Source organism: Flavobacterium sp. XN-5, from assembly GCF_008033395.2.
Lineage (GTDB): Bacteria > Bacteroidota > Bacteroidia > Flavobacteriales > Flavobacteriaceae > Flavobacterium > Flavobacterium hiemivividum.
The window spans coordinates 586488-606179 of sequence record NZ_VOGZ02000001.1 but is presented as its reverse complement, the minus strand read 5'-3'; the positions used below and the strand labels follow the sequence as shown (position 1 = coordinate 606179).

The following is a 19692-nucleotide window of genomic DNA, read 5'->3' as shown; positions in this document are numbered from 1 at the left end:
TTTGTATTACTATAAGTTCATTTTTTTAACGTACTGCTTACTTATCAGAATCTTCGGTATCTGTGTCTGGCTTACTCAAAACATCGATTTTAGGTTCGATGAATTCCTGTTTGTTTGCCAATGATTTGTTTAGTGTTAAAACCAAACAAGGCAATAACATCAAGTTAGACAACATCCCGAAAGCTAATGTAATCGCAATCAATCCACCAAGGGCTACGGTTCCACCAAAATCGGACAGCATGAAAACAGAAAAACCTGTAAATAAAACCACCGAGGTATAGAACATACTCAGTCCAGATTCTCTTATGGTAGCAAAAACAGAGCGCTTAATTTTCCAATTATTTCGAGTTAATTCCTGACGGTATTGTGCCAAGAAATGGATAGTGTCATCAACCGAAAGTCCAAAAGCAATACTAAATACTAATATGGTGGATGGTTTTAACGGAATTCCAAAATAACCCATTAATCCCGCTGTAATCATTAGCGGCAAGAGATTTGGTATTAAGGAAACAATCACCATTTTGAAGGATCGAAACATGAAAACCATCAACATAGAAATCAGAAATACTGCAAAAAGCAGAGACATCAATAAATTGTTCAGTAAGTATTTTGTTCCTTTTTCGAAAACTAAAGCTTTTCCGGTCATCACTACATTATAACGATCAGAAGGGAATATTTTATTGATTTTCGTCCAAAGCTTATTTTCAATTGTCGCCATGTTACCGGTTCCAATATCTCTCATGAAAGTAGTGATGCGAGCCACTTGGCCTGTGCTATCTACATAACTTTTCATGATGTTGTTTTGCGCATCTTTAGTTGCGTTTTTGGCGTAACCCAAGATAAAACTTTGCTCCTGTGAAGTAGGCAGCTCGTAATATTCAGGATTACCATTGTAGTAGGCTTGTTTAGAATATTTTACTAGATTAAGAATGGAGACAGGTTTAGAAAGTTCAGGAATTTCTTCAATTGTTTCTTGAAGTTCGTCTATCTTTTTTAAGGTAGATAGTTTCATTACTCCTTTCTTTCTTTTGGTATCGACTGTGATTTCCAGTGGCATGATACCTTCAAATTCTTCTTCGAAAAAAAGAATGTCTTTAAAGAAACCTGTGTTTTTAGGCATGTCTTCAATTAAACTTCCAGATGTCTTAATTTTAAAAGCACCAATACTGCTTATTAAAAATAGAAATATAGCTACCAGGTAAACATGTCGTCTGTTGTATTTTACCATTTTTTCTATCCAAGCCATAAACACTTTGGTGTAATTGAGGCTTAAATGTTTCAGGTGTTTATCTTTTGGAACTGGCTGATAGCTGTAATAGATAGGTATAATAATAAGGCATAAAAAGAACAAGGCAACAATACTCAATGAGGATATGATACCAAACTCTTTCAGCAGTTCACTATTAGTAATGATAAAAGTGGCAAAACCGGCAGCTGTAGTTAAGTTCGTCATCAAGGTTGCCGTTCCTACCTTTGTAATTACACGCTGTAATGCACGGGCTTTATTTCCATGAGCAACATATTCCTGTTGGTATTTATTAGTCAGGAAAATACAATTTGGAATTCCGATTACGATAACAAGTGTAGGTACCAGAGCGGTAAGTACGGTGATTTGATAATGGAATAATCCTAGAAGTCCAAAGGTCCACATTACTCCAATAATCACAATCAAAATAGCAATTAATGTAGCTCTGAAGGAGCGGAAAAAGAAAAAGAATATCAACGAGGTTAGTAATAAAGAAGCGCCAATGAACAAATTAATTTCATTTTTGATGCTAATCGCATTTAGTGTTCTAATGTATGGCATTCCCGAAACGTGTAAATCAATGCCAGTCTCTTTTTCAAAAGCTTCTATTTTTGGGATAAAATCTTGAACGATATAATCTTTACGATGTGCGGTGTTGACTATTTCTTTATCCAAATAAATAGCAGATCGGATAGTTCCATTTTTTTTGTTAAAAAGTAAGCCTTCATAAAAAGGCATGTTTTCGAACAAATCCTTCTTGACAGTATTTAAATAATCCTGATTTGTAGTTTTTTTGCTGTCAACAAATGGCAGAAGCTCAAAGGTTTGAAGGTTTTCATTTTTCTGCAATTTCTTCAAGTCATTTATGGAGATAATCAGGTCGACTTCTTTTTGCGCTTTGAACTCATTCATTAATTTAGTCCAAGCAGCAAATGCTTTTGGTGTAAAAAAAGTATCGTCTTTAACACCTACAACAATTAAATTTCCTTCTTCCCCAAACATGTCTAGAAAGGCATTGTATTCTGTATTTACAATGTGATCGTCTGGCAGTAGATTAGCTTCTGTAAAAGAAAACTGTATGTTTTTCCATTGCAGGGCTAAAAAAAGTGTGATAAAAGCGATAACGCCCAGGATGATAATTCTGTTTTTAAGTACGATACGGGCAATAAATTCCCAAAATCCTACTTTAAATTTCTTTTTCATAAGTCTGTTAAAAATGGGTGCAAATGTAGTGAAAACCACTGCAAAAGCCATAAATTATGTTGTTTTTTTTATCGGTTTTTGAGTTGGTTTTATCATTGTTTTCGTAGTTTTTTAATGCCTTTTTTAAAATTAATATTTAGCTTGTAAAACATATTGTAGAATTTCACATCTTTGTGTGCTTTTATAAAATAATACGCTACGTTACAATGGATTTTAAAAAATATAAAAATACTTTGTTTTATATAACAATAACGGGAGGTTTCACGATATTGATTTATTGGATAATTGCAAAGGGGAAACTGCTTGAAAAAAGAAATAATGTTGTCATTTCAGAAACACCACATAGTTCTTGGAATGATTTTATAGCTTCTATGGTACATAATTTTCAAGATCCATTAGCAATACTTTTGGCACAAATTGTAATGATTATCCTGGTAGCCCGACTTTTTGGTTGGATTTTCAAGAAAATTGGACAGCCCACAGTTATTGGGGAGATTATAGCTGGAATTGTGTTAGGGCCCTCTTTATTGGGAATGTATTTTCCTGATTTTTCTGCGACTTTGTTTCCAGTTGAATCCTTGGGGAATTTAAAGTTCCTAAGCCAGATAGGATTGATTCTTTTCATGTTTGTCATAGGTATGGAACTCGATATTAAAGTGCTTAAAAACAAAGCGAGTGAAGCGGTTGTGATCAGTCACGCCAGTATCGTTTTTCCTTTTGCGCTGGGAATTGGTTTATCTTATTTTGTATTCGATCAATTTGCACCCGAAGGCGTTCAATTTCTTTCTTTTAGTTTGTTTATGGGAATCGCCATGAGTATAACTGCTTTTCCCGTTTTGGCACGAATCGTTCAAGAAAGAGAAATTCATAAAACTAAACTTGGCGCCATAGTCATTACTTGTGCCGCTGCGGATGATATTACTGCTTGGTGTCTCTTAGCAGTGGTTATCGCAATTGTAAAGGCAGGAGATTTTGTTAGTTCGCTTTATGTTGTTTCTCTAGCTATAGTTTATGTTATGGCAATGATTTTTATCGTTAAACCTTTCTTGAAAAGAATAGGCGATTTACATGGATCGAAAGATAATATTGGCAAACCGGTTATGGCTATTTTCTTTCTATTTCTAATTCTTTCCTCTTATGCTACAGAAGTAATTGGTATTCATGCTCTTTTTGGAGCTTTTATGATGGGTTCGATTATGCCGGATATTTCTAAATTCCGAATGATATTTATTGATAAAGTAGAGGACGTTTCGGTGATTCTGTTATTGCCTTTGTTTTTTGTGTTTACCGGATTAAAAACAGAAATTGGACTTATAAACGATCCTTATTTATGGAAAGTGACCGCGGCAATTATTATGGTGGCTGTTGTGGGTAAGTTTCTGGGAAGCGCGCTGGCCGCAAAATTTGTGGGGCAAAACTGGAAGGATAGCTTAACGATTGGTGCATTGATGAATACTAGAGGATTAATGGAATTGATTGTACTAAATATAGGTTTAGAGCTAAAAGTGCTGACGCCTGAAGTTTTTACAATGATGGTGATCATGGCACTAGTAACCACTTTTATGACCGGACCGGCTTTAGATCTAATTAATTTTGTGTTCAAAAATAAAAATGTACCTGATGCCGAAGAAATTGCTGAGTCAAGTAAATACCGAATCCTATTTTCATTTGGAAACGACGAGAAGGGGAAATCGCTTTTGCGTCTTGCAAATAGTTTGACCAAAAAACAAAAAAATAACTCTACCATTACTGCAATGCATCTTTCCTTGAGCGACGAACTGCATTCTTTTAATTTGGCACAAAAAGAGAAAGAAAGTTTCTCTCCTATTTTTGAAGAATCAAAGGAGTTAAATCTCGAAATTGATACTATTTTTAAAGCGACGACTGATATTGAATCTGAGATTGCTGATGTAGCAAATCAAGGAGATTACGATTTGCTCTTGATTGGTTTAGGACAATCTATTTTTGACGGAACCATTCTGGGTAAAGTAATTGGATTTACCACCAGAATCATAAATCCCGATCGATTGATAGATAAATTCACGGGTAAAGAAGGATTGTTTGAAAACTCTCCTTTTGACGAAAGAACCCGACAAGTCGTGGCCAAAACAAAAATGCCTTTAGGAATATTGATTGACAAAGAATTCCAGAAAATTGACCGCGTTTTTATGCCAATTTTTAAATCAGATGATTCATTTTTAATTGACTACGCCCAAAAAATAATTTATAATAATAATTCTACAATCACGCTTTTAGATGTAAACGGGCACGTTAAGAACAATTTTGTGATTCAAAGCGCAGTGTCTTCTTTAGAACAAATACATCCTGACAATTTAACAATAGTCACTGATAAGGTGGTAAGCGTGCCTTTTCTGGAAAAACAAGACTTAATGATCATTAGCCTTGAAAGTTGGAAATCATTAATAGACTCAAACAGCGACTGGTTGATAGGCGTTCCTTCTGTTTTAATTATCAAACCGTAAATTATGAATTGGATTTTATTAGTCATTGGTGGATTGTTCGAAGTGGGTTTTGCTTCTTGTTTAGGCAAAGCCAATGAAACAAAGGGTGTCGAATCGACTTATTGGATGCTCGGTTTTTTAATTTGCCTGAGCATAAGTATGATTTTGCTGTATAAAGCAACACAGGAATTGCCAATCGGGACTGCTTATGCGGTGTGGACTGGAATTGGTGCTGTAGGAACTGTTTTAGTAGGTATTTTTATATTTAAAGAACCAGCTACTTTTTGGAGAATCTTCTTTTTGACGACCTTAATTGCTTCTATTATCGGATTAAAATATGTGTCGAATCATTAAAGCCCTAGATTCAATGTAAAACTCAATTTGATGGCAATATTGTCTTCTAATCTCGGCAACTGATTTGGGCCATAACGGTAAAACGCAGTGAGACCTAGGCCCTTAAAAATTTGATTGAGTTCTATTCCAGACTCAAAATAACCTTCGTTCAAGGTTTTGTAATCTAAGCCGAGGTGCTGTTCTGGTTTTTGCAAATTTCCCCAGGCCATTCTAGAGACTAATACAAAGGTAGGTTTGACTTTTTTGAAAATAGTAACTCTATTGAATCCGTGTTTAATTTGGAAATAGACGAACTCACTCGAGAAAAATTCGTTGAAATACATCGTTTCAAAACTATTTTTTCCTCCAAAGGTGATTCTTTGAATAATAGATTCTTTAGTAATATTATTGGGAGAAGTATTGTACAAATGCGTTAACGGAAGGTCTCCCGTCGCATATCCTGCTTCAAAAAGTAAATTTGTTTTTTGTCCGTCTAAATATTTTTTCTCATATTCGGTTTTGAAATCGATTTTGCTGAATTTAAAATCATTCTCCAATACATCAGGTAATGATTGTGTAAACTGCAGCGTAAATTTAGGAAAACGTTTTTCCACCTCAACTCTGCCGTTTGGCGTTTGCATATAATCACTAAAAGGATTCCATTGCAACGAAGCCATCGCAGTTGTCATGATATAATTGGGATATAACTTGCCGTTTAGATTATAGACATAATCGAATTTAGGTTCGATTTCGGAACGATTCAGTGTCCAGATACTTTCTGTTTTTGGTAGAATTTGAGTTTTGAATGTGGCTTTCCAAGTCACATAATTGTAAAAAGTACTAATGTTTATAGGTCTTGGATCATAGAGTTTAAAAGGCCTTTTTTCGATAACATATAAGGTGTTTGCGATTTCCCTGACATCGTCAGTATAAGATGCGCCAATCCAAGAATCAGAAAGTTTACCCACTCGTGCAGACAAACCAGCGTTATATTTAAAATTTCCATCTTTTGTTCCGTAAGCGGAGTAGCCTTCGATTCTGAAATTTTTCGAAAACTGGTCATTTGTAATTCCGCCAAAACCCAATCGGAAGCCTTCGTAGTTGTTATAGCTGATAATTTTGCGCAAGTCCATATCAAAAAAGACTAAAGGTAAATAGCCATTGATGACTTTTCGTCCAAAACGAATTCGGCTAGCAATTCTTCTCTTAACGGCGATACTGTCTAAGCCAGAATATGTTTTTTGGCTTCGAATATCTAAACTATCCTTTCGGAAGGATTCCCAAAAACTATCCGGTTTATTAATGGCAGCCTCTTTTATTTCGACAGAAATATAACTTTGTTTAATCTTAATAGGGGTGTTGTATTGGATGTCAAAATTATCAGTTTTAGAGACTAGGTATGTAAAATCAGAAGCTGTTTTCTTTCTAGGTTTAAAATCTTTTTCTACATCGCCGTCAAACTGAACCGTTCCGCCAAGAATCTTTATATCATCATCATTTTTTCCTTTTACAATTTTAAAAGTTTTGCTGATGGGAAACCAAATTTCTTCTTGAGGAATATATTGAAATTCGTGGATTCCACTGATGTCAAGAACGCCTTTTATTCGCATGACTGCCTTAGAAACAGCAAAATTATTTTGGTCAATATACAGCACGCCTTCTAGTCCTGATGCTTTACTTTTCTTTTTGTTTTTAAAATAAATCATATAAGACGGTCTGCCGTTTATGGCGATGGTGTCTAGTAATTTATAATTATAATCCAGCTGGGAATCAGTAGCGATTGGACTGTTGTATTTTGTTTCAAAAAGTTCGTAACTGGAGTCGTAAACCGAAAAAGATTGTAGATTAAACCCTAAAATTTCATAGATGGGTTGCTTAAAACCAGCCATTTTAGTTCCTAAAATTGTTTCTTTTAATTTCTGGTTTCCAAACTGGTATTGCGAAACTTTCTCAGTTTGAAATAAATGTTGCTTGCTTACGATCTCTTTAAATTTATAAGCAGAGGAATCGATTTTTGAGAAGGTTTTGCCAATGGATTTCTCAATAAACACCGAGTCGATTTCGCCTTTTAACGAATCAGGATTAGCCGAAACAATTAACTTGTTGTAAGATTTAAATTCGAAACTACTTAACTTCTTTTGCGGGTTATTCTTGTTTTTATTTTCAATTGCCTTTTTAATTATTGCTAAGGCGGGATTTTTATTTGAAACTACAACTTCTTTTAAATTGTCTGTTTTTGGAATTAAGAAAACCGCATAATAATTTTTCCCGAAAAGCACAGGGACTTTTGTTTTTAGATGACCAATATAAGAAACGTTAAAAAAGGCGATTTCTTTTTTTGATACAATATTAAATTTTCCGTCGACATCAGAAATCGTAGTCGCTCCATCTGCATAAGTAATGGTTGCAAAAGCAAGTGGTTTGTTTGCTGTAGCATCTTTTACAATTCCGTTGATCTGAAACTGAGCCTGAATGGAAAGTGTAAAGAGTAAAAGCAATAGCCAAAAATGCTTCATAGATGCCGTTTTATTAGAGAACGATTGCAGTTTCGTTTTGTTGCCGCAAAAATAAGAATAAAAAATCCGCGTGATGCGCATCTGATATTGTTTTTGAATAAAGTGATGCGAATTGTGTTTTGCTATTTTAAGACAATTCAAAATAAAATCAAACCCAATAACCTCGACAGATTTTATTATAAAGTAATGCTAGAATAAGCGGTGATATTATAATAAGAATAGCTGTGGTAAATGCTAAGTATTTCGCTAATTTACTATTTAGAAAACCATCTTCTTTGAATTGTTCGTATATTTTTTGGTGTCTTTTGTTGTGGTAGAAGACAAAATAAACGAGTACTCCACAAATAAGTGTTACCAATAACATCAACGGTTTACTTGCTTTTGCTGCCGGATTATTTACAGGGTCAAATAGTGGATTAGTAAAATTAATTATAGATTTAATTGATAACCCGATTCCAAAAAAACACCCGACGAAAATTCCGCCAACCGTTAGTGATGGATTATCATTTTTGTATTCACCATGCTTGTAATAGGAGTTATAAATAATGTAAAATAATTTATCAATCATAATTATTTGCTCTTAAGTTCTAGTTTGTTTAATAATCAATCTAATGAATTTTTTTAGTTTGTTGGCTTGTGAGTTATCTGTTCAGCATATTCCAATAAGCGTCACTTTTGAAAAGTGTTCCAAATGAAATTAGCAGAATCCACGGAATTATTAAGCTAAGGATTACCAGTATTCCTTTCGATATTCTTTCGTTTTTACTTTCGTTTTTCCAATAAGATCGAAGTCTGTTATATGTGCCATTGTATTTTCGATAATTATATATCAAAATGATAAATGAGGTTATTATAATTGTTGTTTTTGAAAGTGATAGATAGGAGTTTATCTCTTCCCTAGTATAAAATAATTTTGAAATTAATACTGCTAGGTTAATTATTATCAGTATTTGAGTCATCATTATGGCTATTATTGCAGTAGCTACTGTTCTTCCGTCCCATTTAAAATATGCCTTCGTAATCCTAAAATAAATATAATCGAAATAGAATGTAGGTTTGAATTCTGGAGTTATTACGTCCAGTGATAAAGATTCTTTGTTTGTCATAGTTTCCGATTATTTTTCAAATTAAATCATTTTTAATAATATTTTTGTCATTTTACATTCTTTATTATTGTTTTGGCGAAGATCAAAAATAGGTTAAATCTAATAATGCGGGAAATCATAAAATAGGTAAAAAAAATCCGTCTCATTATTTAAACGAGACGGATTTTAAAGTTGTTGGTCAAAACATTAAACCTTCATGATTTCGGCTTCTTTAACCGCAAGATGTTCGTCTATTTTTTTGATATAAGTATTTGTTAAGATTTGCACTTCTTCTTCGGCACTTTTACAAATGTCTTCTGATGTTCCCTCTTTTTCTAATTTTTTGATATCAGTATTGGCATCTTTACGTGCATTTCTAATACCTATTTTAGCATCTTCAGCTTCTACTTTTGCTTGTTTAGCAAGATCGCGTCTTCTTTCCTCAGTTAATGGCGGAACGCTGATAATAACGATATCACCATTGTTCATTGGATTAAATCCAATATTAGCGATCATGATTGCTTTTTCGATTGTATGAAGCATGTTTCTTTCAAAAGGCTGCAAAGTAATCGTTCTTGCATCTGGAACACTTATTTTAGCCACTTGAGAAAGTGGTGTGGCTGAACCATAATAATCTACAAAGACACTTCCTAGCATCGCTGGAGAAGCTTTTCCTGCGCGAATATTTAGAAACTCTTTTTCTAGGTGTTCAATAGAACCTATCATCGATTCCTTTGTACTATCTAATATAAATTCAATCTCTTCAGTCATAATTTGCAATTTTTAAGTCCCCTTCGGGGATTTAGGGATTATATATTTACTACTGTTCCTATGTTTTCTCCGTCACAGATTTTTAATAAATTACCTTGTTTGTTCATGTCGAAAATTACGATAGGCAATTTATTTTCTTGGCTTAATGTAAATGCAGTAGAATCCATTACATTCAATCCTTTTCTAATTACATCGTCAAAAGAAATAAAATCAAATTTTACAGCGTCTGCATTTTTCTCTGGATCTGAATCATAAACTCCGTCAACACGTGTTCCTTTCAAAATTACGTCGGCATGTATTTCTACACCACGTAAAACTGCTGCAGTATCTGTTGTAAAATATGGATTTCCAGTTCCAGCGCCAAAGATTACGATTCTACCTTTCTCAAGGTGACGTACGGCTCTCCTTTTTATATAAGGTTCAGCAATTGCTTCGATTTTTAATGCAGTTTGTAAGCGAGTAAGCATTCCTTTGTCTTCTAGCGCACCTTGTAAAGCCATTCCGTTAATAACCGTAGCAAGCATTCCCATGTAGTCTCCTTGTACGCGATCCATTCCGTTACTGGCTCCCGCAACTCCTCTAAAAATATTTCCGCCGCCTATTACTATTGCGATTTCGATCCCTTTATCGTGAATTTTTTTGATTTCTTCGGCATATTCAGCTAATCTTACTGGGTCAATACCATATTGTCTGTCGCCCATCAAAGCTTCACCACTTAATTTCAGAAGAATTCTTTTATATTTCATGTCTATATTGAGTTGTTTGCTGCAAATATAGGCATATTCTTTTTTTTTAAATAGTGTCCCTTAATTTTTATAGATTAAGTTTTTCAAAGGAGCTCTTTGCTGCTTCGTAACCAATTTTAAAAATAGCGTTCATTTTTGCCTTGTTCATCTCGAATGTGCTGTAAATACTGAGTTCTTTAGGTTCGATTATCCATTCGCAAATATTGAATTTATGCATATCAGAATTAGCAGAAAGAATATCAAAAGCTCGTGTTGTCACTGCTCTTATCGATTTTAAATCCTTGGCTTCTATTTTTTGAATTGGACTCACATAAACACCAATGATATTGTCACATTGTCCTTGTAATATGTCAGTTGGGAAATGGTTCAAAATTCCGCCGTCACTATACAGATCGCCGTTAATTTCGTAAGGAGATATAATTCCAGGAAAAGCAGAAGAAGCTAGAAGGGCATCAATAATTTTTGTTTCTGCGTCAAATATCTTCAGGCGACCTTTTACCATGTCTGTTGCCGTAATTTGTGTTGGAATTTTTAATTCTCCAATCAGGGCATCCTGGAATATGTAGTGAAAGTATTCTTTAAAAGACTCAGAATCTACTAAGCCTGCTTTCTTAAAAGTAAAATGCCTCCATTGAAATAAATATATCGATTTAAAAAAGTCTAAAATCTCATCAGGGCTTTTTCCCCAGGAATACATTGCTCCCACAATTGCGCCGGCGCTTGTGCCAGCAATTCGATTGGGGCGAATGTTTTGCTCCTCTAAAAATTTAATCGCACCAGCATGAGCAATACCTTTTGATCCTCCGCCTGAAAGTACAAGTCCAATTGATTTTGAATTAAAATCCATTTCTCTTTTTAATTTGTTCTAAAATTAATCTTTTGCTTATTTTTAAGTGACTTTTGTAATGTTAAAAATTATTAAATTGTTTTAACTTTACATAAATATCCAAAAATCATGAAAAAATCGATTGCTAAAGCATTATTTAATAGTCATTCGTATGTCGAATACAGAAAATTAATTACAGATTTATTAAAAGTAGATAAATCAACAGGTAATGAACAGTCTCCTGAATTAACTGATTACAGTCTTTTAAATGAGACTAGAATGAATCGCTTAGAGAAGACATTACAAATTCCAGAAGAGAATGTTGTTAAATTAAATTCTCTCAAGCACGAATACATTTGGCTGGTACTTTCGGAAGGCTGGTGTGGAGATGCGGCACAATTGTTACCTATATTTGATAAAATGACTGCTGCTTCTGATGGTAAAATAGAGATGAGAATTGTTTTACGCGACGAAAATGAAGAGTTGATGAATTTGTTTTTGACTAATAAAGGCAAAGCGATTCCGAAACTTATTGTTATCAATAAAGAAACGAGTGGAGCATTAGCACATTGGGGACCACGACCAAAAGGAGCTAGCGATTTAATTGCTGCTTATAAAAAAGAACATGGAGTCCTTGATGAGCAAGCAAAAACCGATTTGCAATTGTGGTATTTACACGATAAGGGAATGACTTCTCAAGACGAAATTATCTGGATGATGCTTGACTTAGACAAAGAAGTAGAGTAATTATATTTAAAAGCTGATTAAGGAAATCCCTAAACTTATATTTCCTGAATCTCTTTGATTGTTAATCGGAAAATCATAATGGTTTATTTCGATAAAAAGTAAAATGTCATCTGAGGATTGTAGCCCAAGGCTGAGCTTTTTATATTCTCCGGTTAATTCACCGCGACCTAATGCGATTGCTTTTCCAAGTGCTAGCTGCAGTGTAATTCTAGTTTCTTCTCCGATTTTTGGGCTTAATCGAAAATTGGCAAAAATGGGCGCAACAACTAGTTTGTTTGACCAGTCCCAATTTAATCCGCTATGGATTCCTAATCCCACCCATTTTTTATAATGGATTCCGTAGCCTAGTTTTGTTCCTATGCCATCGGGAATGAACCAAGATTCTTTTTCGTTATCGTATCGGTTGATTTCTCCGCTATTTGGGTTTTTAGCGAAGGCTAATGTAATGTCAAATTGAGTGTAAGTAATTTTTTTGTCTTGGGCTAAAAGACTTCCGCTGAATAGTAATAGGAATAAAAGCGAATTTAAAAGCTTCAAAATAGGATTATTTTAATTCTAAATTTTCTTCGAATGCTATAACATCTACCCCGTTTTTCACATCATAATCACCAATTTTCGTACGGCGCAAGGCCGTTAAGTGTGAACCTGAATTCATTGCCTTTCCAAAATCAAAAGCTAAAGAACGAATGTAAGTTCCTTTACTACAGACTACTCTAAAATCAATTTCGGGAAGCGCTATTCTCGTAATTTCAAATTCGTGAATGGTAGTTTTCCTAGATTCTATTTCTATGGATTTACCGGCACGGGCATGTTCATATAGTCTAACGCCTTCTTTTTTTATAGCAGAAAAAATAGGTGGAATTTGGTCTATTTCGCCTAGAAATTGCTTCACGGTTTCGTGGATTAATGCTTCATCTATGTGCGAAGTAGGGAATGTTTCGTCTATTTCCGTTTCTAAATCGTAAGAAGGGGTTGTGGCTCCAATGAAGAAAGTTCCGGTGTATTCTTTGGCTTGGCCTTGAAGTTCTGTAATCCTTTTGGTAAACTTTCCAGTACAAACTAAAAGTAATCCAGTGGCTAGAGGGTCTAAAGTTCCAGCATGACCAATTTTAAATTTTTTAGGAAGCCCTAGTTTGTTAATCAGCGCATATTTTAATTTATTTACCGCCTGAAAGGAAGTCCAATTCAAAGGCTTGTCAATCAATAAAATTTGTCCGTTTAAGTAGTCTTCGGGATTTAGCAAAGGAGTTTAATTTAGGTATGTGAAATAGATAAGTAAGAAAGAACCAACAATAATTCGATACCAACCCCAAGGTTTAAAACCGTATTTTTTGATGATTTCGATAAAAAATTTAATGGCTAAAACCGCAACGATAAAAGCAATTAGATTTCCTATTATAAACATTTTTATATTCTCATCTGATTTTAAGATTAGCTCGTAACCTTTCATTTGAGAGGTTTCGTACGTCTTTAAAAACACAGAATAACAGGTTACCGCTAGCATTGTTGGCACCGCTAGAAAGAAGGAGAACTCTGCAGCAGCATGACGAGTAAGCCCTTGTTGCATACCACCAATTATAGATGCCGCTGATCTGCTCGTTCCTGGCATCATGGCTAAACATTGCCAGAAACCAATAATAACTGCTTTTTTTACAGTAATATCTTCTTCTTTAAGCACGGTTGGGTTCTGAAAGCGACTGTCGACAAATAGTAATATGATCCCCCCAATAATTAATACAATTGCAATAGGGACTGGATCGCCTAAAACCGCTTCGATTTTGTCATCAAATAATTTTCCTAGAACCAAAGCTGGAATTACTGCAGCAATTAATTTGATGTAAAAATTAAATTTTGAAAAGTCAAAAAACTTTTTCCAATATAAAGCCACTACGGCCAAAATCGCTCCAAATTGAATTGATACTTGGAAAAGTTTAACAAAATCGTCTTCTTGAATTCCAAAATAGGAGCTGACAAATACCATGTGAGCTGTTGAAGAAACGGGAAGAAATTCAGTCAATCCTTCGATAATGGCAATTAAAAGTGCTTGAAAAGTATTCATTTATGCGTTCTTTGGATTTTTTAGTATGGCGTAAATTGTAATTCCAAAACCAATTAAAACGGTTGTTGGAGCGAGGCGTATTCTTCTAAAACTAAATATAGCATCGCTATATACGTTAGGATCATCACTTCCTCCGCCAGACATTAGAATAAACCCTAGGGTAATTACTCCAATTCCAATAAGTAGAATTTTATAATTTATTTTTCCAAAAAGAAATTCGTGTTTTGGGTCCTTGTCTTTCATGTATGCTTTTTTACTTTTTAAATTCTGAAATTAATATAGGTCGTCTGTTCTTAAGTTCAAGAATTTCTGCGTCGCAAAATGAGTGCTTAACCAAGTAATCAAAATTCCAATTCCTAATACCGATAATAAAACTCCCCCAATAAGAGGTTTGTTCTCAAGAATTCCTAAATCAGGAAAGCTATTTTCTACATATAGTAACACACCGATAAGTGCAATAATAGCTAAAGTAGCACCTAGCATTCCTAGTTTTATACTGCGCATCACAAATGGTTTTCTAATAAATGATTTTGTTGCCCCTACCATTTGCATGGTTTTGATAATAAAACGGTTTGAATAAATCGATAGTCGTAATGAGCTATTGATTAATAAAACTGCAATAAAAGCAAGGAATCCGCTGATTATTAAAATCCACAAACTCACTTTTTTAATATTGTCGTTTACTAAATTCACTAATTGTTTGTCATAGACAATATCTGAAATCATAGGATTAGTACGCAATTGTTTCTCAATTTTAGCGATAGAATCCTTCTCAACATAATCAGCTTTTAAGTGAATGTCGAATGAGTTTTGTAGAGGATTTTCACCAAGAAACGTCATGAAATCTTCGCCTATTATATCAGTATGTTGTTTAGCAGCAGCTTCTTTAGTTACAAAGTCTGTTGATCTTGCATAGGGAGCTGTTTTTAATTTGGTTCCAAAAGTTTTTAAGATGCTGTCATTAGCTTCGTTTTTGAAAAATACCGTCATGGCAATTTTTTCTTTGAAGTCGTCCGCTAGTTTTTTAGAATTTATTATAAAAAGTCCTAATATTCCCAACAGGAATAGTACTAAGAATACACTTAGAACGACCGAAAAATAAGACGAAATTAACCTGCGTTTTTGAAACCTATCAAATGAAGAACTCATAGTTTACTTTAATTATGGGGTAAAAATAATAAAGAATTTCTTTATTTGAAGTTAATAACGCCCAAAGTTTCAACTTTCGTACAATAAACGTAAATTTGCCACCTTAAAATGCAGAACGTTATAGTTTTTGTCACTTTGAAAGGTTAGTAGCCTAAGATAATGATTCCAGCTTTTGCGACAGCATGACTCCGTTAAAATAAAAATATAAAAAGGGAATGACTTGAGCTTTAGCGACAGCATGACTCCGTTAAAATAAAAATATAAAAAGGGAATGAAATATAATCCGAACGAGATAGAAGCCAAATGGCAAAAATATTGGGCAGAAAATCAAACATTTGCCGCTGTAAATAACTCTGAAAAACCAAAACATTATGTGTTAGATATGTTTCCTTATCCATCAGGTGCGGGACTGCATGTAGGACATCCTCTGGGTTATATCGCTTCAGATGTGTATGCAAGATATAAAAGACATCAAGGTTTTAATGTGTTGCACCCAATGGGTTATGACAGTTTTGGATTGCCAGCTGAACAGTATGCTATTCAAACCGGACAACGTCCTGAAGATACCACTTCGGTTAATATTGATGGAGGATTTGATAAAGAAGGAAATAAAATTGCGGGATATAGAAAGCAACTAGACAAAATTGGATTTTCATTTGATTGGGCTAGAGAAGTGCGCACTTCTAATCCGGATTATTACAAGCATACTCAATGGATTTTCATTCAGTTATTTAATTCTTGGTACAACAAAGACAACGATAAAGCCGAAGATATCTCCACTTTAGTTGCGCTATTCGAGGCAAATGGGAATGCCGCTGTCAATGCAGTTTGTGATGATAAGATTGCGCCTTTTACATCTAGTGAATGGAACGCTTTCGCAAAAGAGCAACAGCAGAAAATTTTGTTACAATACAGATTAACGTATTTAGCAGAGACTGAAGTTAACTGGTGTCCTGGCTTAGGAACTGTTTTGGCGAATGACGAAATCGTAAACGGAGTTTCAGAACGTGGTGGATTCACCGTGGTTCGTAAAAAAATGACCCAATGGAGTATGCGTATTTCAGCTTTTGCAGAACGTTTGTTGCAAGGATTGAATGATATTGACTGGAGCGAAAGCATCAAAGAAAGTCAGAGAAACTGGATTGGAAAATCAGTAGGGGCGATGGTAACATTCCCTGTCTTGTCATCGCCTGCAGTGGAAGAGAATTTGGAGTCTGATGCGGCAATAGAATTAAGAGATAATGCCACCGAAGCAGAGAAAACGTTATGGTTAAGTTTAAAATCAAAAGCATTAGATTATAAATTTAAACAACAATATCAAATTGCCGATTTTACTTTTGATTTTGTGTGTTTGTCAAGAAAACTTGTAATTGAAATTGATGAAGATATTCATGATGATCAAATAAAATTGGCTCAAGAAAGAACGAAAGCCCTTAATGAGAAAGGATTCAAAATCATTCGTTTTAAAAACGAAGAGATTCTAAGAAACCTGGCAGGAGTTTTAGATACAATTACGATAGAATTAGACAATATAAGTGTTCCTCCGTCGGGCGTTAGGGGGATTGAAGTCTTTACAACAAGACCTGACACTATATTTGGAGTTACGTTTATGACATTGGCGCCAGAGCATCCTTTGGTTCAGCAAATCACCACTCCAGAATATCAGGATAAAGTAGACGCTTATATTTTAGCCTCGTCAAAACGTTCTGAAAGAGAACGTATGGCCGATGTTAAAACTATTTCGGGAGTATTTACCGGTGCTTATGCCGAGCATCCTTTTACTAAAGAACCGGTTCCAGTTTGGATTGGGGATTATGTTTTGGCTGGATATGGAACAGGTGCTGTAATGGCGGTTCCTTGTGGAGACGAAAGAGATTATGCTTTTGCTAATTTCTTCAAAGGTCAAAGCGGAATGCAAGAAATCAAAAATATTTTTGCCAATATTGATATTTCCGAAGCGGCTTACGGTTCTAAAGACAATGTTATTATTGCTAATTCGGATTTTCTAAATGGTTTGACTTATAAAGAAGCAACCAAGAAAGCGATTGAAGAATTAGAAAAATTAAATCTAGGTTACGGAAAAATCAATTACCGCTTGCGTGATGCTGTTTTCTCTCGACAAAGATATTGGGGAGAGCCGTTTCCAGTGTATTATGTAAATGGCTTGCCGCAAATGATTGATGCAACGCATTTGCCAATTGTTCTGCCAGAAGTAGAGAAATATTTACCTACAGAAGACGGTTTGCCGCCTTTAGGAAATGCCGAAGTTTGGGCTTGGGACACGACTATAAATGAAGTGGTCAATACTGATTTAGTAGATCACAAAACGATTTTTCCTTTAGAATTGAATACGATGCCAGGTTGGGCGGGAAGTTCATTTTATTGGATGCGTTATATGGATCCAAAGAATGAGAACGAATTTGCAAGTACGGACGCCTTGGCATATTGGGAAAGTGTCGATTTATATATTGGTGGTAACGAACATGCAACAGGTCATTTATTATACTCTCGTTTTTGGAATAAATTCTTGAAAGACAAAGGTTTTGCACCAACAGAAGAACCGTTCAAGAAATTGATCAATCAAGGGATGATTTTAGGTATGAGCGCTTTTGTGTATAGATTAGACGGAACGAATACTTATGTTTCGAAAAATAAAATTGAAGGTCAAAAAGTCCAGCCAATACATGTGGATGTTTCAATGGTCAATTCATCTGATGAATTGGATATTGAAAAATTTAAGTCTTGGAGAGAAGATTATAAAGACGCTGAATTTATTTGTGACGACAACGGAAAATATATTGTAGGTCGCGAAGTAGAAAAAATGTCTAAGTCTAAATACAATGTAGTTACTCCAGATGATATTTGCAATGAATACGGAGCAGATACTTTACGTTTGTACGAAATGTTCTTAGGGCCATTAGAACAAGCGAAACCATGGAATACAGCAGGTATCTCCGGAGTTTTTGGTTTCTTGAAAAAACTATGTCGTTTGTATTTTGACGAGCACCATATGATTGTTAGTGATGAAGTGCCAACCAAAGACAACTTAAAAACATTACACAAAACTATTAAAAAAGTGGCCGATGATATTGAGAATTTCTCATTCAATACTTCAGTTTCACAATTTATGATTTGTGTGAATGAATTGTCAACTCAAGGTTGTCATTCTCGCGCTATTTTAGAGCCATTAGCTATCGTGATTTCGCCTTATGCTCCGCACATCGCCGAAGAATTGTGGTCGTTATTAGGAAATGAAGGTTCTATTGCAACGGTGCCTTTTCCTGTTTTCGAACCCAAGCATTTAATTGAAAGTAGTAAAGAATATCCAGTTTCCTTTAACGGAAAAATGCGTTTCACTATCGAATTGCCTTTGGATTTAACCAAGGATCAAATCGAAGAAATCATCATGAAAGACGAAAGAACAATAAAACAACTAGAAGGAAGAACGCCGAATAAGGTGATTATTGTACCAGGGAAAATCATTAACTTGGTAGGGTAAATTTCTTAAATAAATCAATACTCATAAATCCAAATTCCAATTACTGGGATTTGGATTTTTTTTTGCATAAAAGGTTCTTATTGTAAGGTTGGAATTTCTCTATTTGGAATTTAATTCTTTCGATCGAAATTATTATTTAATAAATATTTAACCAATGTCAATTTGGCATTTTCAAAATTTGGTTCGTAATTTGATATTTCCTTTGTAACTTTAAAAAATAAAACACTGAATTATGGGAATGAGTTATTTAATTCTTGCCGGAGCAATCATGCTGGCAAGCTGGGCGGTAAGCGCAAGGCTAAAAAGCAAATTTGCACATTATTCTAAACTGCAATTGCAAAACGGTATGAGTGGTGCTGAAATTGCGGAGAAGATGTTGGCAGATAATGGAATTCGCGATGTACGTGTGATTTCAGTAGCTGGTCAATTGACAGATCATTACAATCCAGTTGATAAAACGGTGAATCTAAGTGAGGCGGTTTACAACCAGCGCAATGCAGCTGCGGCAGCCGTTGCGGCACACGAATGTGGTCACGCGGTACAACATGCTGTAGGTTATGAATGGTTGACTATGCGTTCTAAATTGGTTCCGTTTGTAAATGTAGCCTCTACTTATATGCAATGGATTCTTTTAGGAGGGATTTTATTAATGAATACTTTTCCGCAGTTATTGCTTTTCGGAATTGTGCTTTTTGCAGCAACAACTGTTTTTTCATTAGTGACTTTACCTGTAGAATATGATGCTAGTCATCGCGCTTTGGCTTGGTTAGAGAACAAAAGAATGCTTACGCAACAAGAGCAAGCTGGAGCTAAAGATGCTTTAAAGTGGGCTGCTAGAACTTATTTGGTTGCTGCTTTAGGCTCTATTGCTACCTTATTGTATTATGTTTCCATTTATATGGGCGGCAGTAGTCAAAGAGATTAACCTTTAAAAGCTCCGACTTTAGAATTTTAAGTTCCAATAGAAGTAAGGAACAAGAAGTTTTTATATCTAAAAAATCCAAATTCCATTAGCTGGGATTTGGATTTTTTTTGGATTTTAATTAAAGT

Annotated in this window: 17 protein-coding genes; 5 read left to right on the top strand and 12 right to left on the bottom strand. The window is 34.7% G+C overall.

Annotation, left to right across the window (positions count from 1 at the left end; genetic code table 11):
* Positions 1-37: 37 nt before the first annotated feature.
* Positions 38-2449, bottom strand: a complete 2412-nt coding sequence (locus FQU23_RS02705) for an efflux RND transporter permease subunit (protein WP_147672466.1) — start codon at positions 2447-2449, stop codon at positions 38-40.
* Between the two features lie 206 nt (positions 2450-2655).
* Between FQU23_RS02705 and FQU23_RS02700 the strand changes: the two genes are divergently transcribed.
* Entirely contained in the window at positions 2656-4932 is a 2277-nt protein-coding gene (locus FQU23_RS02700; RefSeq protein WP_147672465.1) for a cation:proton antiporter, read from the top strand.
* 3 nt (positions 4933-4935) lie between these two features.
* A complete protein-coding gene (locus FQU23_RS02695; RefSeq protein WP_147672464.1) occupies positions 4936-5265 on the top strand; it encodes a DMT family transporter in 330 nt (109 codons plus the stop codon).
* On the opposite strand, the gene FQU23_RS02690 is transcribed toward FQU23_RS02695, so the two are convergent.
* The 6 genes from FQU23_RS02690 to FQU23_RS02665 form a co-directional block, all read right to left on the bottom strand.
* Complete coding sequence (locus FQU23_RS02690) at positions 5262-7760, bottom strand: DUF5686 family protein (protein WP_147672463.1); 2499 nt, start codon at positions 7758-7760, stop codon at positions 5262-5264. The two genes, FQU23_RS02695 and FQU23_RS02690, sit on opposite strands and share 4 nt — an antisense overlap.
* Before the next feature lie 148 nt (positions 7761-7908).
* Complete coding sequence (locus FQU23_RS02685) at positions 7909-8328, bottom strand: hypothetical protein (RefSeq protein ID WP_147672462.1); 420 nt, start codon at positions 8326-8328, stop codon at positions 7909-7911.
* A gap of 73 nt (positions 8329-8401) precedes the next feature.
* The gene (locus tag FQU23_RS02680) at positions 8402-8866 is read right to left on the bottom strand and encodes a hypothetical protein (RefSeq protein WP_147672461.1); all 465 of its coding nucleotides are present in this window, start codon (positions 8864-8866) and stop codon (positions 8402-8404) included.
* A gap of 186 nt (positions 8867-9052) precedes the next feature.
* The gene (frr, locus tag FQU23_RS02675) at positions 9053-9616 is read right to left on the bottom strand and encodes a ribosome recycling factor (RefSeq protein ID WP_132108888.1); all 564 of its coding nucleotides are present in this window, start codon (positions 9614-9616) and stop codon (positions 9053-9055) included.
* 38 nt (positions 9617-9654) lie between these two features.
* The gene (gene pyrH / locus FQU23_RS02670) at positions 9655-10362 is read right to left on the bottom strand and encodes a UMP kinase (RefSeq protein ID WP_132108886.1); all 708 of its coding nucleotides are present in this window, start codon (positions 10360-10362) and stop codon (positions 9655-9657) included.
* Positions 10363-10429: 67 nt separating this feature from the next.
* Complete coding sequence (locus tag FQU23_RS02665) at positions 10430-11209, bottom strand: patatin-like phospholipase family protein (RefSeq protein WP_147672460.1); 780 nt, start codon at positions 11207-11209, stop codon at positions 10430-10432.
* A gap of 108 nt (positions 11210-11317) precedes the next feature.
* Between FQU23_RS02665 and FQU23_RS02660 the strand changes: the two genes are divergently transcribed.
* Complete coding sequence (locus FQU23_RS02660; RefSeq protein ID WP_147672459.1) at positions 11318-11935, top strand: thioredoxin family protein; 618 nt, start codon at positions 11318-11320, stop codon at positions 11933-11935.
* Between the two features lie 6 nt (positions 11936-11941).
* Here the strand turns inward: FQU23_RS02660 and FQU23_RS02655 are convergent, their stop codons facing one another.
* Genes FQU23_RS02655 through FQU23_RS02635 form a run of 5 tightly spaced genes read right to left on the bottom strand, consistent with a single transcriptional unit; the run spans position 11942 to position 15143 of the window.
* Complete coding sequence (locus FQU23_RS02655; protein ID WP_147672458.1) at positions 11942-12472, bottom strand: hypothetical protein; 531 nt, start codon at positions 12470-12472, stop codon at positions 11942-11944.
* A gap of 7 nt (positions 12473-12479) precedes the next feature.
* Positions 12480-13178 carry a tRNA pseudouridine(55) synthase TruB gene (gene truB, locus FQU23_RS02650; protein ID WP_147672457.1) on the bottom strand — a complete coding sequence of 233 codons (699 nt, stop codon included), beginning with the start codon at positions 13176-13178 and terminating at the stop codon, positions 12480-12482.
* Between the two features lie 6 nt (positions 13179-13184).
* Positions 13185-13994: an undecaprenyl-diphosphate phosphatase gene (locus FQU23_RS02645; protein WP_147672456.1), complete on the bottom strand. Its 810-nt coding sequence runs from the start codon at positions 13992-13994 to the stop codon at positions 13185-13187.
* Positions 13995-14237 (bottom strand): DUF3098 domain-containing protein, encoded by a 243-nt coding sequence (locus FQU23_RS02640; protein ID WP_132108876.1) that lies wholly within the window; start codon positions 14235-14237, stop codon positions 13995-13997.
* A 30-nt stretch (positions 14238-14267) separates the two neighbouring features.
* Complete coding sequence (locus FQU23_RS02635; RefSeq protein WP_132108874.1) at positions 14268-15143, bottom strand: cell division protein FtsX; 876 nt, start codon at positions 15141-15143, stop codon at positions 14268-14270.
* Positions 15144-15414: 271 nt separating this feature from the next.
* Between FQU23_RS02635 and FQU23_RS02630 the strand changes: the two genes are divergently transcribed.
* Together FQU23_RS02630 and FQU23_RS02625 are read left to right on the top strand one after the other, a co-directional pair.
* Positions 15415-18642, top strand: coding sequence for a leucine--tRNA ligase (locus FQU23_RS02630; protein ID WP_147672455.1), 3228 nt, complete (start codon positions 15415-15417; stop codon positions 18640-18642).
* A 232-nt stretch (positions 18643-18874) separates the two neighbouring features.
* Positions 18875-19567, top strand: a complete 693-nt coding sequence (locus tag FQU23_RS02625; RefSeq protein ID WP_132108870.1) for a zinc metallopeptidase — start codon at positions 18875-18877, stop codon at positions 19565-19567.
* Positions 19568-19692: the final 125 nt, after the last annotated feature.

Coding starts and splice junctions, on each gene's coding strand:
- FQU23_RS02705 (WP_147672466.1), bottom strand. CDS start 2,449: ATGAAAAAGAAATTTAAAGTAGGATTTTGGGAATTTATTGCCCGTATC.
- FQU23_RS02700 (WP_147672465.1), top strand. CDS start 2,656: ATGGATTTTAAAAAATATAAAAATACTTTGTTTTATATAACAATAACG.
- FQU23_RS02695 (WP_147672464.1), top strand. CDS start 4,936: ATGAATTGGATTTTATTAGTCATTGGTGGATTGTTCGAAGTGGGTTTT.
- FQU23_RS02690 (WP_147672463.1), bottom strand. CDS start 7,760: ATGAAGCATTTTTGGCTATTGCTTTTACTCTTTACACTTTCCATTCAG.
- FQU23_RS02685 (WP_147672462.1), bottom strand. CDS start 8,328: ATGATTGATAAATTATTTTACATTATTTATAACTCCTATTACAAGCAT.
- FQU23_RS02680 (WP_147672461.1), bottom strand. CDS start 8,866: ATGACAAACAAAGAATCTTTATCACTGGACGTAATAACTCCAGAATTC.
- frr (WP_132108888.1), bottom strand. CDS start 9,616: ATGACTGAAGAGATTGAATTTATATTAGATAGTACAAAGGAATCGATG.
- pyrH (WP_132108886.1), bottom strand. CDS start 10,362: ATGAAATATAAAAGAATTCTTCTGAAATTAAGTGGTGAAGCTTTGATG.
- FQU23_RS02665 (WP_147672460.1), bottom strand. CDS start 11,209: ATGGATTTTAATTCAAAATCAATTGGACTTGTACTTTCAGGCGGAGGA.
- FQU23_RS02660 (WP_147672459.1), top strand. CDS start 11,318: ATGAAAAAATCGATTGCTAAAGCATTATTTAATAGTCATTCGTATGTC.
- FQU23_RS02645 (WP_147672456.1), bottom strand. CDS start 13,994: ATGAATACTTTTCAAGCACTTTTAATTGCCATTATCGAAGGATTGACT.
- FQU23_RS02640 (WP_132108876.1), bottom strand. CDS start 14,237: ATGAAAGACAAGGACCCAAAACACGAATTTCTTTTTGGAAAAATAAAT.
- FQU23_RS02635 (WP_132108874.1), bottom strand. CDS start 15,143: ATGAGTTCTTCATTTGATAGGTTTCAAAAACGCAGGTTAATTTCGTCT.
- FQU23_RS02630 (WP_147672455.1), top strand. CDS start 15,415: ATGAAATATAATCCGAACGAGATAGAAGCCAAATGGCAAAAATATTGG.
- FQU23_RS02625 (WP_132108870.1), top strand. CDS start 18,875: ATGGGAATGAGTTATTTAATTCTTGCCGGAGCAATCATGCTGGCAAGC.